At 64.8% G+C, this 14,774-nt stretch carries 14 protein-coding genes and 1 tRNA gene; 3 read left to right on the top strand and 12 right to left on the bottom strand.

Going from position 1 to position 14,774, the window contains the following annotated elements; genetic code table 11:
* Position 1: 1 nt before the first annotated feature.
* The 3 genes from IVB46_RS25380 to IVB46_RS25370 all read right to left on the bottom strand — a co-directional run bounded on the left by IVB46_RS25380 (position 2) and on the right by IVB46_RS25370 (position 2,917).
* A complete protein-coding gene (locus IVB46_RS25380) occupies positions 2-865 on the bottom strand; it encodes a branched-chain amino acid ABC transporter permease (RefSeq protein WP_028157734.1) in 864 nt (287 codons plus the stop codon).
* A gap of 67 nt (positions 866-932) precedes the next feature.
* The gene (locus IVB46_RS25375) at positions 933-2,186 is read right to left on the bottom strand and encodes an ABC transporter substrate-binding protein (protein WP_247311909.1); all 1,254 of its coding nucleotides are present in this window, start codon (positions 2,184-2,186) and stop codon (positions 933-935) included.
* Between the two features lie 368 nt (positions 2,187-2,554).
* A complete protein-coding gene (locus IVB46_RS25370) occupies positions 2,555-2,917 on the bottom strand; it encodes a DUF1428 family protein (RefSeq protein ID WP_247311907.1) in 363 nt (120 codons plus the stop codon).
* Positions 2,918-3,122: 205 nt separating this feature from the next.
* Here IVB46_RS25370 and IVB46_RS25365 point away from each other — a divergent pair, with 205 nt between their 5' ends.
* The gene (locus IVB46_RS25365) at positions 3,123-4,946 is read left to right on the top strand and encodes a caspase family protein (protein WP_247311904.1); all 1,824 of its coding nucleotides are present in this window, start codon (positions 3,123-3,125) and stop codon (positions 4,944-4,946) included.
* A gap of 163 nt (positions 4,947-5,109) precedes the next feature.
* Here IVB46_RS25365 and IVB46_RS25360 read toward each other — a convergent pair.
* Positions 5,110-5,183, bottom strand: a tRNA-Gln gene (locus tag IVB46_RS25360).
* A 261-nt stretch (positions 5,184-5,444) separates the two neighbouring features.
* A complete protein-coding gene (locus IVB46_RS25355) occupies positions 5,445-5,765 on the bottom strand; it encodes a hypothetical protein (protein ID WP_247311901.1) in 321 nt (106 codons plus the stop codon).
* Between IVB46_RS25355 and IVB46_RS25350 the strand changes: the two genes are divergently transcribed.
* Complete coding sequence (locus tag IVB46_RS25350; protein ID WP_247311897.1) at positions 5,764-6,054, top strand: hypothetical protein; 291 nt, start codon at positions 5,764-5,766, stop codon at positions 6,052-6,054. The genes IVB46_RS25355 and IVB46_RS25350 overlap by 2 nt on opposite strands.
* Before the next feature lie 80 nt (positions 6,055-6,134).
* Here IVB46_RS25350 and IVB46_RS25345 read toward each other — a convergent pair whose 3' ends face one another.
* The 6 genes from IVB46_RS25345 to IVB46_RS25320 are packed head-to-tail and all read right to left on the bottom strand — an operon-like array spanning position 6,135 to position 12,838.
* A complete protein-coding gene (locus IVB46_RS25345; protein ID WP_247311894.1) occupies positions 6,135-7,106 on the bottom strand; it encodes a tripartite tricarboxylate transporter substrate binding protein in 972 nt (323 codons plus the stop codon).
* A gap of 57 nt (positions 7,107-7,163) precedes the next feature.
* A complete protein-coding gene (locus IVB46_RS25340; RefSeq protein WP_247311890.1) occupies positions 7,164-8,294 on the bottom strand; it encodes an iron-containing alcohol dehydrogenase in 1,131 nt (376 codons plus the stop codon).
* A gap of 13 nt (positions 8,295-8,307) precedes the next feature.
* Entirely contained in the window at positions 8,308-9,345 is a 1,038-nt protein-coding gene (pdxA, locus tag IVB46_RS25335; protein WP_247311886.1) for a 4-hydroxythreonine-4-phosphate dehydrogenase PdxA, read from the bottom strand.
* Positions 9,342-10,448 carry a four-carbon acid sugar kinase family protein gene (locus tag IVB46_RS25330; RefSeq protein WP_247312237.1) on the bottom strand — a complete coding sequence of 369 codons (1,107 nt, stop codon included), beginning with the start codon at positions 10,446-10,448 and terminating at the stop codon, positions 9,342-9,344. The genes pdxA and IVB46_RS25330 overlap by 4 nt, the downstream gene beginning before the upstream one ends.
* A 2-nt stretch (positions 10,449-10,450) precedes the next feature.
* The gene (locus IVB46_RS25325) at positions 10,451-11,890 is read right to left on the bottom strand and encodes an FAD-binding oxidoreductase (RefSeq protein WP_247311883.1); all 1,440 of its coding nucleotides are present in this window, start codon (positions 11,888-11,890) and stop codon (positions 10,451-10,453) included.
* 27 nt (positions 11,891-11,917) lie between these two features.
* A complete protein-coding gene (locus IVB46_RS25320; protein ID WP_247311880.1) occupies positions 11,918-12,838 on the bottom strand; it encodes a dihydrodipicolinate synthase family protein in 921 nt (306 codons plus the stop codon).
* 123 nt (positions 12,839-12,961) lie between these two features.
* Here IVB46_RS25320 and IVB46_RS25315 point away from each other — a divergent pair, with 123 nt between their 5' ends.
* Positions 12,962-13,795, top strand: coding sequence for an IclR family transcriptional regulator C-terminal domain-containing protein (locus tag IVB46_RS25315; RefSeq protein WP_247311877.1), 834 nt, complete (start codon positions 12,962-12,964; stop codon positions 13,793-13,795).
* 15 nt (positions 13,796-13,810) lie between these two features.
* Here the strand turns inward: IVB46_RS25315 and rnz are convergent, their stop codons facing one another.
* Positions 13,811-14,713, bottom strand: a complete 903-nt coding sequence (gene rnz / locus IVB46_RS25310; RefSeq protein ID WP_247343710.1) for a ribonuclease Z — start codon at positions 14,711-14,713, stop codon at positions 13,811-13,813.
* Positions 14,714-14,774: the final 61 nt, after the last annotated feature.

Below are 14,774 nucleotides of genomic sequence, written 5' to 3'. Positions count from 1 at the left end.
ATCAGAGCTTGCCCATCAGGCCTTGCGGCCGGAACCAGAGGAAGAACAGGAACAGGACATAGACGACGATGTCCTTGTAGACCGCACCGATCAGATAGCCGGAGAGCGACTCGATGACGCCGATCAACAGGCCCGCGACGAGCGCGCCTGGCACGCTGCCGAAGCCGCCAAGGGATACCGTCACGAAGGCGACGATGCCGAGCGTCTCGCCGACCGTCGGCACGATGTAGAAGAAGTTCGCGATCAGCGCGCCGGCAAGGCCGGTGGCGCCGGCCGCGATGGCCCAGGCAATCGCCTGCATGGTATCGGGCCTGATGCCCATGAGCTGAGCCGCGGTCTGATCCTCCGCCACCGCCAGCATTTTTGAACCAAGCGATGTGCGCGTCAGGAGCAGATGGAGGCCGAATGTCACCAGCAGCGCGACGACACCGGCAAGCAGCCGCGAGGCTTCGATGCGCAGGCCCGCAAACGCATAAGTGCCGCCGACGATATTCGACGGCATCGACAGGAAGTTGGCGCCGAACCACCAGAACACGGAATAGCGCAGCAGCAGCGCGAGCCCGAACGTGCCGAGGATCTGCGCCAGCATCGGCCCCTTCATGATGTCGCGGATCAGGGCGAAATAGACCACGACCCCGACGGTCGCGAGCACCAGTGTCGCCAGCGGCGCGCCGAGGATCGGCCCTCCCCCCATCAGCGTATAGACGACATAGGCGACGTACATGCCGAGCATGACGAAGTCGCCATGCGCGAAATTGACGATGTTCATCATGCCCCACACCAGCGTGAGGCCAGAGGAAAACAGGGCGTAGACGGCACCGAGCAGAAGCCCGCCGGCAATCACCTGCACGAGAACAAAGGACATGAGCTGCGTTGCTCTGATCAAAACATTATGGGAAAGGCGGGACGCGCGGTCCCGCCTTCAGGCAATCTCACCAGCCCTTGTAGGGCAGTACCGGCGCCTTCTCGGCATTGGCCTTCGGCCATACCGCGACGTAGTTCTCGCCATCCTGGAGCTGGATGATGGCGCCGGAAGCCAGGATGTTCTGGCCCTTGTCGTCGAACTTCACGCCCTTGTAGCCGATCATGAGCTGCTCGGGCTTCAGGTCCGTCGCCTTCAGCGCGGCCTGGATCTTGGCAGGCTCGGTCGAGCCGGCGCGGTCGATGGCATCGGCCAGCACGAAGAAGCCCTGCATCTGGCGCGCCACAGTGTCGTCCATCTCCTCGCCGCTCTTCTTCTTGTACATGTCGGCGATGATGGCGGACGCCGAGCCCGGCGGTCCCACGACCCAGGACGAGCGGTTGAAGACGCCTTGCGAGATCTTGCCGACCGCCTTGGTGAAGGATGGATCGGAGTAGCCGGCATCGTCCGCCAGCAGCACGGCCGGCTTGTAATCGAGCGACTGCATGGTCTTGGCGAACAGGATCGCATCCGACGTGTAGCTGATCATGATGACGACGTCGGGCTTCTTGTCCTTGAGCTGGAGCACCTGGCCCTGCAAGTCGGTCGCATTGACGGGATAGGCGATGTCGAGCGCGATCGGTTGGCCCTTTTCCTTGAAGGCGCCGGCGATCGTGTTGGCGACCGAGGTGCCGTATTCGGTGTTGTCATGGACCACCGCGACGCTGTCGGTCTTGGCACCCTGCGCCTTGATGTCGGCGAGGAAGTCGACATAGATCTTGGCGAAATCGGTCGCGATCGGCGTGGTGCGGAAGAACCATTTGAAGCCGCGCTCGGTGAGATTGGCGGCGACCGATTCCGAGTTCAGGAAGGGAACGCCGTATTTCTCGGCGATCGCGCTCGACGTCAGCGTGACGCCGGACTGGTAGGAGCCGAACACGGCCGCCACCTTCTCTTCCGTGATCAGGCGTAGCGCCTGATTCTGGCCCGTCGCCGGGTTGCCCTGGTTGTCGGCGAACACAGCCTCGATCTTGGCGCCGCCGAGGCCGGCAAGGCCGGCGTTCTTCGCCAGCGGCAGATTGCCAAGCTCAGGATGGGCGTTGTTGATGATGTCCATGGCGACTTCGAGCGCCGCCTTGGCGTGCGCACCGATCGAGGCGGTGCCGCCGGACATCGGCATGATGACGCCGATCTTGATGACCTTGTCCTGGGCCTGCGCGCCGGAGCCGAGCGCAAGGAACATCGCGGCTGCGCAAAACAGCCCGGTGACGTGCTTGAAATTCATCAAATCAGACCTCCCAAAGGGTTTCCCCAACCAAGCTATTTTGGAAGCTGCAGGCTAAGCGCCCGCTTCCGTTTGTTTATGCCTGGTGGATCTAGGATGGCATGCCAGCCGGACACCGGCAAGACGAAACGGACTTGCGCAATGCTGCATGGGAGGCAGCGAACGCGCCGGCGCGGGCGGCGTTCAAATCCGGCGTCGCCCGGCGCGAACGCGGTAACCCGAACGGTGGACGTCATTGCCATCTGCAGGGGTGGGTTAACACTGCGACTGTGCCAAGCGCGGTCCGCTGGCGTAACCCGGCCCCCGTGTGTTTCCGCGAACGCAGAGGCGGTGGGTAAGGCTGTCGCCAACCCACCCTGCGAACGCCGTCAGCCGACGACGTCGCTCGCCCGCAGCAGCGTCGTGAAGCCGCCATAGATCATGCGCTTGCCGTCGAAGGGCATGTCGGCGCCCTTGAGCCGCTCATCGGCCATCACCTTCTTGTTGACGGCATCGCGGGTCTCCCGGTCACGGTAGACGATCCAGGAGAACACCACGACCTCGTCCTCCGTCGCGATCACCGCGCGCGGAAACGAGGTCAATTCGCCATAGGGCACGTCGTCGCCGATGCACTCGACGTAATCGAGCGCGCCGTGTTCCATCCACACCGCGCAGGCCTTTCGCGCCAGCGCCTTGTAGGCCTCGATCTTGTCCTTCGGCACGGCCAGCACGAAACCATCGACATAGGGCATCACGGGATCTCCTTTGGGTTGCCTGCCCCAAGGACGTAGCGGCGCACGGCGATCCGACACGTCATCGCACCCGCAAGGTGAGGCAAACTGTCGCGAGGATTTCGTGCGCTACTTCACATTTGAAGCTCGCGGCGCCGTGACATCATCCCGCACGTTTGCGCTCGCACATCGGCTACTTCAGATTGCAGTTGAGAAGGCAGCGTTCATGAGCACCCGCTTGTCATTGCTTTGCGTCCACGGCGTCGGTCACGCGGAGATCGACGCCGAGTTTCGAAAGTCATGGTCCGAGGCGATCATACGCGCCGTCCAGTCCGTCGATCAGAGCCTCAACCCGGCCATCGACTTCCTCTCGTATGACGACTTGTTCGACAAGAACCCGCCGAACCTCTTCACCTATGGCATCGCACTAGCAAAACTGCTCGCGAGCGCAACCGTCCACGGGGTCGATGATCTTCTCGCGGGCACACGCAGCCTGGATGATGTACCAACCCTGATCAGATGGACCGCGGGCATGGTCGCCCAGTGGTCGGTGGATGAGCAGCTGCAGGCCGCGCTGCGCGGCGCAGTCCTCGATAAGCTGAAGAGCGGCAACTACGACGTTGTCCTGGCTCACAGCCTCGGCTCGCTGATCTGCTACGACACGTTCGTGCGCAACCCCGCAGCGATCAGGGACAAAGTCTTCGTCACGTTCGGCTCGCAGATCGGCAATCCCGCGGTGCGCGACATCTTTGCAGGCCGCATTCAGGACCTTCCCTGCCGGAAATGGTACCATCTGTTCAACCGGGAAGATCGCGTTCTTACCTATCCGCTCGAGATCGCCGCAGACAATTTTCAGCAGGTGCTGACACCGTTCGATGTCCCCAACGATCTCCTGAATCACAACGCGACCTGGTACCTGTCGCGCCCCGAGACCGTCGCCACCGTCTGGCACGACGTGGTCCCGGTGCCGGCGTCACGCTCCATCGTCAGCGCCGCGCGGGGAATTGCCCGCATTGACACCCGGCCGACCCGCCGCGCCCTGCTCATCGGCATCAACGACTATCCCAAACCCGCGGACAGACTCGAAGGATGCGTCAACGACGTATTCCTCATGAGCTCGGTGCTACAGGAAAGCGGCTTCAAGCCGGACGAAATACGCGTCGTGCTCAATGAGCGGGCGACGGCGCAGGGTATCATGGAAAGGCTTCACTGGCTGCTCGAGGGCGTCCGCGACGGCGACGAGCGTATGCTGGTCTACTCGGGCCATGGCGCCCAGATTCCCAGATACAGCCCGAGCGGCGCACCGGATAGCGTCGACGAGTGCCTGGTCCCCTATGATTTCGACTGGACGCCCGAGCACGCGATTCTCGACCGCCAGTTCAGCCAGCTCTATTCACAGCTTCCGTACGACTGCTATTTCGTCGCCATGCTCGACTGCTGCCATTCCGGCGGCATGACACGTGACGGCGGTCCACGCATCCGCGGCCTGACGCCGCCCGACGATATCCGCCACCGGGCGCTGCGGTGGGAGGCAAGCGAAGGCATGTGGGTGCCGCGCGAGTTCCCTCCCCTCAACGAGAGTCTGAGCAAGAGCAAGAACGGCGCCGACTATCTCGGCGACAACGGCGCCACGCAGCGGCTCGGGCGCAGCATGGCGCTCCGCACCCAGCCCGACAAGGAATACAACAAGACGCGGGCCGAGCTCGGGCATCACGGTCCTTATCTGCCGATTCTCCTCGAGGCCTGCCAGGAGCAGGAGCTGTCCTATGAATATCGTGACGGCGTCACGTCGTATGGCGCCTACACGTTCTGCATGGCGAAGGTGCTGCGCGAACAACGAGACCGCGGCGCCAATCCGTCGTTCCAGGAGCTGAGCGAACTCGTCACGGCCAAACTCCGTCGCCTCAAATACAACCAGACGCCCAATCTCGTCGGCGCCAAGACGCGCGTCAGCGCGAAAATTCCATGGGGCGCGGCAGATGCAGGTCGCGGCCAGCGACGGGCGCCGAAAAAGCGTGCCGCCAAGACAGGCCGGAAGAAGCGCCGCTAGTCATTTCGCCTTGCATCGCCGCGCGGCGCATCGCGGGCGCGATAAGTCGGGCCAAGGCGCCGAGGCCGCACCGACGACGGGGAGGCCTGCCGACGGCACGTCAGGCTCGCGACGCGCGGGCCCGATTCAGAGCAGGTTATGATCTGGGTAAAACGCCCGGAACTGGCTGGGGAACCTGGATTCGAACCAAGACAAACAGAGTCAGAGTCTGTTGTGCTACCGTTACACCATTCCCCAATGGAATAGCCGAACAAATTCAATAGCTTGCTGACTTGTTCAGCTGCGGCCGGAAGCGCGTTTGGCGCAAATCACGGCTCAGGCGTGGCAGCGTTCTACCCGCTCGGCCTTGGGCTGGCAAGCGCTGCGGTGCACGGGCCTGTGAACCGGCGGCCCGACTGCGCCGGTAACCAAGACCCGCCGGCGCAGGCAGCGCCTGATCCAGTTCGCTGATGCCTGCGGCCGAAAATCCCCCCGTCTGCTGCTTCATCAGCGCCTAGGCTAGTTCGAGCCGCAGACTCGAACCACGATCTCAGCCTTGCCGTTCGCGATCATCACCTGGCCGTATTCGTCCTGCGGCGGGCTCTCCTCGTAGCGGAGCGGGATCGTGGTGATCGCTTCCTGCGCATCGCCGCCCGGCTGCTGCGTCTTGACGTCGAGGATCAGGATCTTCGGATTGATACCCTGCGGCGAGCGCCTGGTCAGCCGGGCCTGCCAGCCATCGGTCGATACTCTCACGTCGCCGACCATGACCAGCTTGGGCGGCGCGCCCGGCGCCCGGTCGATCCAGGCCTTGAAGGTGTTTCTCAGCAGGACAGTCATGACACGTCTCTCGGAAACCGCGGAGGACATCACGTTCCTGATGCTTCGGCAGCAGCCGACCCACTTTCCGATCGCAGGAACTTTCTTTCCGACCGACGGCTACAGCCGGATTTTCGAGTCACAAGGCAGGTTTCGCCTGCGGAGCGAAGGACGCCACGCGCACCGTGCGCGAGGCCTAGGCAGTCACGTCCGCAGCGACGTGCCGGATCCCCTGCCGAACGCGCAACGCGCAATGGGCTGGCACGTCGAGGCTGTCAGGCACAACTGGGTTGGCGAATTCTTCGAATGAGGGGCGAGCCCCGCGCTCAGCGGGGGCTCGTGAGGAAGCCGAGCCGACAGCGACCCGTCCGCCAGATAAGCGACCGTCGCCTACTCCAGCTTGATATTCGCCGCTTCGATCACCTTCTTCCACCGCTCGGTCTCGGAGGCGATGTAGGCCTTGAAAGGTTCGGAATCGACCGCAACCGCGGCCGCGCCGAGCTCGGCCATCTTCTGCACCGTCTCCGGCTGCTGCATGAAGGCGCGGATCTCGCCCGACAGCTTTTCGACGATGGGCTTCGGCGTGGCCGCGGGAACGAAGAAGCCGTGCCAGGCCACCGCTTCGAAGCCCGGCAGGAATTCGGCGACGGCCGGGACTTCCGGATCGAAGGCGGCGCGCTTGGGCGTTGCAGTGGCGAGCATCGCGAGCTGGCCGGTCTTCACCTGTGGCAGCAGCAGTGGCACGTTGTCGAAGGCAAGATCGATCTGGCCGCTCAACAGATCCGTCAGCATCTGGCTGGAGCCCTTATAGGGCACATGTACCATCTTGGTGCCGGTCATCTGTTGAAACAGTTCAGCGGCAAGATGCTGCGAGGTGCCGACGCCGGCCGAGCCGAACGAGACCTTGTCCGGGTTCGCCTTCAGATAGGCGATCAGCTCCGGCACGGTGCGCGCCTTGATCTTGTTCGGATTCACCACGAGCACATTCGGCACGACGCTGATCTGGGCGACCGGCACCAGGTCCCTGTCCGGCTGGTAGCTGAGCTTCGGACCGTAGAGCGTGGGGTTGATCGCGAGCGCGGAGGTGCTGGCAAGGCCGAGCGTGATGCCGTCAGGCGCCGATTTCGCCAGCCGCGTCACGCCGAGGATCGAGCCGGCACCGCCGACATTCTCGACCACGAACGGCTTGCCCAGCTTCACTTGCAGATGGTTCGACACCATGCGCGCGAAGATGTCGGCGGTACCGCCGGCGGCGAAGGGCACAATCACCGTCACCTGCTTGGACGGGTAGCCGTCCTGCGCCTTTGCCGGCGACGTCGCCAGCAGCACGGCTGACACAAGACCAAGCCACATCGATCTCATCGAAGTTTCCTCTACTGCTACTGTTTGTTGATTGGGTGCCGCGCGCGGCGGAGGTGACTAGAACGCGACCTCGTACATGTTCAGGATCGCATCCCGGCCGAGGTCTCGCGGATTATTGTCGAGCAGGCGGCGAATGGCATGGGCCTCGTCGGCCATCACGCCGAAGTCGTCCTTGGGCACGCCGAGCGCGGACAGACGCATCTCGATGCCGAGGTTCTTGCAGAACTCGTAAGTGGCGTCGAATGCGAGCTTCGCATCGTTCCGTGCCGGCAGGCCGAGCGCCGCCAGCACCGCGACCGTCTTCGCCTCGACTGCCGGCATGTTGAAGGCCAGCGTGTGCGGGAAGATCACGGCACAGGCGAGCCCATGCGCGACATGATGGCGCGTGCCGAGCGGATAAGCGACGGCATGCCCGGCAGTGGTGTTCACCGGCCCGAGGCAATAGCCGCCATAGAGCGAGGCCAGGGAGAGACCCGCGCGCGCCTCGCGATCGCCGCCGTCGGCGACCGCCCGCTTGAGATATTGCCCGACCAGCCGCGCGCCCTCGAGCGCATAAAGGTCGATCATCGGATGCGCCTTGCGGCTGGTATAGGCCTCGACGCAATGCGCCAGCGCATCGACGCCGGTGGCCGCAGTGACCTCCTTCGGCACGGTCATCGTGAGATCAGGATCGACGATGGCGATATCAGCAAGCATGAAGCGGCTCTGCACCGCCTGCTTGTTCTGGCTGACGGGATCGGTGACGAGCGCGCGGGTGCCGGCCTCGCTGCCGGTGCCCGACGTGGTCGGGATCTGCATCAGCGGCACGCTGCGGCCGGCGACTTTTTCCGGTCCAACGATATCGGCAAAGGCCACGTCGCTGGTGCAGAGCACCGCGACCAGCTTGGCGAGATCCATCGCGCTGCCGCCGCCGAAGCCGACGACGAGATCAGGCGCGACCTCTTTCGCCATCGCCACCGCCTTCTCCAGATTAGGCAGGTCCGGTTCAGGCTTGACGTCGCCAAACACTTTCACTGCACCCGGCAGCACCAGCGCATCGACGCGGCGCGCATTGAACGGATCGGAAATCACCAGCGGCCGCCTGGCGCCGATCCGCTCGGCGAAGCGCGCAGCAGCCGTGATGGTGCCGTTGCCGAATTCCAGGATGGTGGGACGTTGGATTTCGATGGGCGTGAAGGCGTTGGTCATCGTGCGCTAGATCTCATGACTTGGAGGCGGAGACGCCAGCGGAGAGCCGCTCGGCATAGTCGATGGCCTCGATCAGGCTGTGCTCGTTGGCAATGCCCTTGCCGGCAATGTCGAAGGCGGTGCCATGATCGACGGAGGTGCGGATGATCGGCAGGCCCAGCGTGATGTTGACGCCGGAGAGCTCCTGCCAGCGGCCGGTCGCGGGATCGACCTGGAAGCCCAGCAGCTTGACGGGGATGTGCCCCTGGTCGTGATACATCGCGACCGCAGCATCGTACTGGCCGGCGCGCAGCTTGACGAAGATGGTGTCACCGGGCACCGGGCCGACGACGTCGAGGCCATCGGCGACGGCCTTGGCAATCGTCGGTGCCGAAACGTCGATATCCTGCCGGCCGAACAGACCGCCCTCGCCCGCATGCGGATTGAGCGCGGCGATCGCAATCTTTGGCTTGGCGATACCGAGCCGCAGCAAGGCCTCGTTGGTGAGATCGATCACCATGCGCAGACGCTCCGGCGTCAGGCGCTTCGGTACGTCTTCCAGCGCCACGTGGGTCGAGACATGGCTGACGCGCATGTTGCCGTGGGCGAGCAGCATCACCGATCCGCGCACACCGGTGAGGTGCGCCAGCATCTCGGTATGGCCAGGGAAGTGATAGCCGGCCTTGTTGAGTGCTTCCTTGTTGAGCGGCGCGGTGACGATGGCCGCAGTCCGGCCGGCCTGGGTCAGACGCACGCCCTGCTCGATCGCCTTGTAGGCAAAGCGGCCGCCGTCTGCGCTGAGCACGCCCGGCTTGATCGGGGTGCCCTCGACATCCGCCTGGAGGAAGCAGAGGTTCGGCCAGTCAGCATCGTCGGCACTCACCTCCGGAATCGCAACGGCAGCGCCGAGCGCGGCCCTGGCATCCTCGAGCGCGGCGCCGCTGCCGATGATCAGGATGCGCAGATCGCCTGTCGCGATCCGGTCCTTCAGCCCGACGCAGGCCTTGACGATGATCTCCGGGCCGATCCCGGCCGGATCGCCCATGGTGATGGCAAGATGACGAGAGGTCATGTCGGGCTCCCCGTATTGAGCAAATGATTGTCCCGGAGCAGATCGCGCCACAGCTCGCTCGGGCCGAACGCGCCGGATTTCGAGATAACGTCGACGCCGGCCCAGCGGCCGCCTTGCAGAATCGAGCGTGGTAGCCCCGGCACGATACGCCCAGTCACCTGGAGCGCATGCGCGCCGAGCGCAATGCATACGGCCTTCAAGGTCTCGCCGCCAGCAACGATCAAGGTTCCGGGCGGATCGAGAGCCGAAATCAGCGTTGTCAGCTCACGCGCGATCCGCTGGGCGGCCTCGGCGCGCGAAAGGCCATCCGCGAGCGCGAATTTCACCAGCGCCACGCCATCGTCAGCCAGCTTGCGTTGAACGCCTGCGCCCCCCTCACCTTCGGCCAACGCGATGGTGGCTTCGCCACATGCTGCGAGCTGGGAGGCAGTGGCGGCCTGGTCGGAACCGAACAGCCCCAGCACCGGCCGCTTCAGCCGGCTCGGGGCATCGGCGCGATGGCCGCGGGCGAGCGCGCCGGCCAGCCCGCCGCTTCCGCACCAGAGCACGGGCCCCGGCATCTGCCCCGCCATTTCGACGACGCGATCGAGATCGATGTCGCTCTCGGCATCGAACACCTGAACGCCACCTTGCGCGAGCTTGCCAGGGCCGCCCTGCCGCGCCTCGATACCTTCCAGTTTCAATTGGTCCAGCAGGTTGTCGCCGACGCGATGCCAGTCACCTTGTACAGTGCGCGCGAATTGCTGGCCCTCGACGGTACGGCGTCCCTGATAGTCGAAGGCAGGCGCGACCACACACGAGGCCCAATCGCCGCCGCGCAGGCAGGCGCCGAGCTCGGCCGCCCAGGCACCGCGGAGCAGGCTATCGACCTTCTTGTAGGCGATCGTCCCACCCTGAAGCTGCGGCGCCAACCGTCCGACGATCTCGACGCTGTCGGCTTTCGACCGCTCGCGGGTGCCGCTGTCGATCGCGAGGCTTTGCGCGCCCGGAGCCGCGGGCGAATCCGCCCAGGTGACGTCGAACGGTCCGCACAGGCCGACGAACTCCGCCGCGGTGTCGAGCGCGCCGGTGAGATCGTCGGCAAGCAGGCGCACGACCGTCATCGTCATGCTGCTCCCGCGCCAAAGATCTTGCCGGGGTTCATCAGGCCGTTCGGATCGAGCAAGCGCTTGATGCCGCGCATCAGCTCGATATCGAGCGGATCGACGACACGGGCCAGCCGGACGCGATTGGTGATCCCGATGCCGTGCTCGGCACTGATCGCCCCGCCCTGCGCTGCTGTCTCGTCGTCGACGATCTCATTGATTTGCGCTACCAGGGCGGCCGTCGTCGACGGCTCCTGACAATGCGCACGGTCGATCAGGGCGATCACGTGGATGTTGCCGTCGCCGATATGGCCATGCATCACCACGCGGGCATGCGGTACCGTGGCCATAATTCGGGCCTCGACATTGGTGACGAAGTCCGCCTGGCGCTCCAGCGGCACAACGCTGTCGTGCGAGACGACATAGCCGCTGCGCTTGTTGCCTTCGGACACGCTGTGCCTGACGGCCCAGATTGCCTTCGCCTGCGCGAGGTTGGAGGCCAGGATGACGTCTTCGGCGATGCCGGCTTCCATCGCATCCGCCAGCGCCGTGGCGAGCGGCTCGTCGAGATCGACGCCCGCAAGCGTGTCCGTCAACTCGACAATCAGGTACCACGGCGTCGTCAGCTCGAACGGGATCGTGACGTGCGGCACGGTCTCCGCGATCGCCACGATCTGCGAGCGCGACATGATTTCGAGGCTGCCGAGCCGGTCGCCCACCGCACCGCGCAGGCGCGCCATGATCTCGAGTGCCTGCGCGACACCCTGCAATTTCACCAGCGCCAGCGCCGAGCTGCGCGGCGGCGAGAACAGTTTCAGCACCGCCGCGGTGACGATGCCGAGCGTGCCTTCCGCCCCGATGAAGAGCTGCTTGAGCGCGTAACCCGTGTTGTCCTTGCGCAGCGCGCGCAGGCCGTTGAAGATACGCCCGTCGGGCAGCACGGCTTCGAGCCCGAGCACGAGATCGCGCGTCGGACCGTAGCGCAGCACGGCCGTGCCGCCGGCATTGGTCGAGATGTTGCCGCCGATCTGGCAGGAACCCTCGGCACCCAGGCTCAAGGGAAAGTAGCGATCGACGCTACGCGCCGCATTCTGGACCTCGGCGAGGATGCAGCCGGCCTCGACCGTGATCGTATTGGCGAGCGGACTGACGTCGCGCACGGCTCGCATGCGGTCGAGCCGGATCACGACATTGCCAGCGTGATCGTCCGGCGTCGCGGCTCCGCACATGCCGGTGTTGCCGCCTTGCGGCACGATCGCAAGGCGCCTGTCAGTGCAGTATTTGACGACGGAGGCGACCTCGGCGGTCGAGCCGGGCTTCACCACCGCGACCGCGCGGCCGCGATAACGCCCGCGCCAGTCCACCACATAAGGCTCCTGGTCGGCTCCGGACGCGATGACGTGCTTGTCGCCGACGATCGCGGCGAGCCCGGCCAATGCATCCTGGAATGAGTCGGACATCAGGTCGCCTCGTCGTCCGTACCGAGCTTAGGCGGAAGCTGCGAATGCCGCAGCATTCGCAAGCAGCTCTTTCAGCTGGTCCGGCGGCAAGGATTCCAGCGGCGGCCGCAGGCGCTGCCAACCGGCGTGCTTCGTGCGATCAGCCGCAAGCGCCTTCAGCGAGGCCATCTGCGGAAATTGCGAGACCAGCTCGCGCGCCTTCACGATGCGCGCCTGCGCCGCCTTGAGCGCCGGATCGTCGTCGCTGTCGCCAAAGTGCTTGAAGACATAGGCAAGACTGCGCGCGACGACATTGGAGGTCGCGGTGATGCAGCCCGCGCCCCCCTTGCGCAGCAGCGGCAGCATCAACGGATCAGCACCACCCAGGACCGCGAAGCCAGGGAAGCGCTCGACCATCGCTGTCATGTTGGCGAAGTCGCCGGACGAATCCTTGATGCCCGTGAACGTGGCCGGATAGGCCTTGCGCAGCCGCTCGATCAGCGCATGCGAGATCGGCTGCGCCGACATCTGCGGGTAGTGATAGAGGACGACTTTCAGGCGCGCATCACCGATGCGCTGCACCACTTCGCTGTAGGAGGCATAGATTCCGTCATCTGTGACGTTCTTGTAGTAGAACGGCGGCAGCATCACCACGGTGTTGACGCCGACCGAGAGCGCGTGACGCGTCAGCGCGATGGTGTCGCTGAGCGCGGCAACGCCGGTGCCGGGCAAAAGCCGCCGCGGCGCGATGCCGGCAGCCACCACCGCCTCGAGCAGCGCGGTGCGTTCGGCCACCGAAAAGGAGTTCGCCTCACCCGTCGTGCCCAGCATCGCGATGCCGTCGCAGCCTTCGTCGAGCAGATAGCGACAATGGTCCACAAAGCGCGCATGATCGGGAGCAAGCTCGGCGTCGAGCGGCGTCAACGCGGCGGAGAACACGCCATGAGGGTGCAGCGATGATGTCGACAAAACTTCCTCCGATCGTCAGAACGATGTTGTTCGGAATGCGAACATTTGTTATTTGCTGGTGCAGTCGTAAAATCAGCTCGGCCCGACGTCAAGGGCATGGCTGTCATGGCGGGGCATTCGAGCATGACCAAGGCTGCAGGGAAGGCCGCGAAGCGCGTATCGGAAACTAGCGCCAAAAATCCCAAGAATTATGTCGCCTCCGTCGGCAAGGCCTTTGCCGTGCTCAAGAGTTTCACCAGCGAAACCTTCGAGCTGACCCTGAGTGAGATTGCCGCACGGGCTGATCTCGATCGCGGGACGGCGTTCCGCCTGATTCAGACACTGACCGAGCTCGGCTATCTCCAAGCCATTCCGCAAAGCCGCCGGTTCCGTCTCGGCGTCGCCTGTCTCGACCTCGGCTACACCGTGCTGTCGCGCGGCTCGTTGCGGCCGATCGTCGAGCCGCTGCTGCGCGACCTCGTCCCAGCGGTCGGCGATGCGGCCTCGCTCGGCATTCTCGATGGCGGCGACGTGGTCTATCTCGCGCGCGTCGGTGCCGGCCTCGACCGTCACAAGATGGACCGCCGGCCGGGCACGCGCATCCCCGCCTACAGCGCCGCGCTCGGTCATGTCATGCTGGCGCATCTGCCACGCGACCAGCAGATCGAGCGGCTCGAGTTGCGTCCTCGCGTCAAACTGTCGGAGCGAACGCTGACCGATCTCGATGCACTGCTCGCCCGGCTCGATCAGGTGAAGAAAAAAGGCCATGCCGTCTCCGACGGCGAGAATGCCTATGGCCTGCGCACGCTGGCAACGCCGATCTTCGACGCTCAGGGTTTTGTGATCGGCGGCTTGAGCGTCACGGTCGATGCGATGCGCATGGACATGGCGGCCTTCCGCGACCAGGCGTTGCCGCGGCTGATGCAGGCGACGGCCCAAGTCCAGGATCTCGCGATCAAGTCGGGATTGACGAGCTGAGTGCGGTGATGGCGATTAGATCACGATGCGATCGAAGTCGGCGGCGATCCGCGTATTCGGAAACACCCTTGTCGCTTCGGCCAATATCTCTTCATCCTCGTACCGTCCCGACATGTGGACCAGCACGAGCTGCTTGACGTTGTTGGCGGCGGCAAACGAAGCGGCTTCGGTCGCGGTGAGATGGCCGTAGTCCCGCGCGGTCGCGGCGTCACGATCGAGGAACGTCGCCTCGATCACCAGCATGTCGGCGTCGGCGACATGTCGAGATAGACCATCCGTGGTTTCGGTGTCGCCGACCACGACGAGCTTCCTGCCGCCGCCCGGCGGGCCCAGGACGTCCTCCGGATCGATGGTTCGGCCGGCGATCACGACCGGTCGTCCGGCGGCCAGCTCTCCGCGCATCGGCCCGTCCGGGACACTGAGCGACGCAAGCCGCTCGGGCAGAAGGTGGCGGCGCGCGGGGCTTTGGAAAGAGAAGCCAAAGCTGTCGGTGTCGCGGTGGCGGACCGGAAAACAGTCGATGGTGAAGTCACCGGCATCGATCACTTGCCCCTCGCTCAGCGGCGCGAACGCCACGGGGATCGGCGCCCTGCCCGCGCCCCACAGACCTGCGAGCATGCGAACGACGATGTCGAGCGTGCTAGGACCCGCATGAACGGTCATCACGTCGGAGGTCTGCCGCAACCCCAGTGTCGAGAAGAGACCGGGGATGCCGAGTACGTGATCGAGATGCCCGTGCGTCAGCAGGATGCGGTCGAGCTGGCGAAAGCCGGCGCCGCTGCGCAGCAACTGGCGCTGCGTGCCCTCGCCGCAATCAACCAGGATACGCTTGCCCGCGGCCTCCACCAGGAGGGCCGGATGGTTGCGCTCCACTGAGGGAACGCTTGCCGAGGTGCCGAGGAATGTCAGGGCGAACATGGTCGTCAGCGTCCAGAGACCGACCTCTTCCCGACAGCACCGCAACGGTCCGCACGGAGGA

The sequence above is a fragment of the Bradyrhizobium sp. 61 genome, from assembly GCF_023073075.1.
GTDB lineage: Bacteria > Pseudomonadota > Alphaproteobacteria > Rhizobiales > Xanthobacteraceae > Bradyrhizobium > Bradyrhizobium barranii.
The sequence above is the reverse complement of the archived record's forward strand: the minus strand, read 5'-3'. Positions and strand labels throughout refer to the sequence as shown.

Excerpts from the sequence above, each read along its gene's own strand:
- rnz (WP_247343710.1), bottom strand. The coding sequence starts at position 14,713 with ATGTTCGCCCTGACATTCCTCGGCACCTCGGCAAGCGTTCCCTCAGTG.
- IVB46_RS25370 (WP_247311907.1), bottom strand. The coding sequence starts at position 2,917 with ATGCCCTATGTCGATGGTTTCGTGCTGGCCGTGCCGAAGGACAAGATC.
- IVB46_RS25365 (WP_247311904.1), top strand. The coding sequence starts at position 3,123 with ATGAGCACCCGCTTGTCATTGCTTTGCGTCCACGGCGTCGGTCACGCG.
- pdxA (WP_247311886.1), bottom strand. The coding sequence starts at position 9,345 with ATGACCTCTCGTCATCTTGCCATCACCATGGGCGATCCGGCCGGGATC.
- IVB46_RS25325 (WP_247311883.1), bottom strand. The coding sequence starts at position 11,890 with ATGTCCGACTCATTCCAGGATGCATTGGCCGGGCTCGCCGCGATCGTC.
- IVB46_RS25340 (WP_247311890.1), bottom strand. The coding sequence starts at position 8,294 with ATGACCAACGCCTTCACGCCCATCGAAATCCAACGTCCCACCATCCTG.
- IVB46_RS25350 (WP_247311897.1), top strand. The coding sequence starts at position 5,764 with ATGACACGTCTCTCGGAAACCGCGGAGGACATCACGTTCCTGATGCTT.
- IVB46_RS25345 (WP_247311894.1), bottom strand. The coding sequence starts at position 7,106 with ATGAGATCGATGTGGCTTGGTCTTGTGTCAGCCGTGCTGCTGGCGACG.
- IVB46_RS25355 (WP_247311901.1), bottom strand. The coding sequence starts at position 5,765 with ATGACTGTCCTGCTGAGAAACACCTTCAAGGCCTGGATCGACCGGGCG.
- IVB46_RS25315 (WP_247311877.1), top strand. The coding sequence starts at position 12,962 with ATGACCAAGGCTGCAGGGAAGGCCGCGAAGCGCGTATCGGAAACTAGC.
- IVB46_RS25330 (WP_247312237.1), bottom strand. The coding sequence starts at position 10,448 with ATGACGGTCGTGCGCCTGCTTGCCGACGATCTCACCGGCGCGCTCGAC.
- IVB46_RS25380 (WP_028157734.1), bottom strand. The coding sequence starts at position 865 with ATGTCCTTTGTTCTCGTGCAGGTGATTGCCGGCGGGCTTCTGCTCGGT.
- IVB46_RS25375 (WP_247311909.1), bottom strand. The coding sequence starts at position 2,186 with ATGAATTTCAAGCACGTCACCGGGCTGTTTTGCGCAGCCGCGATGTTC.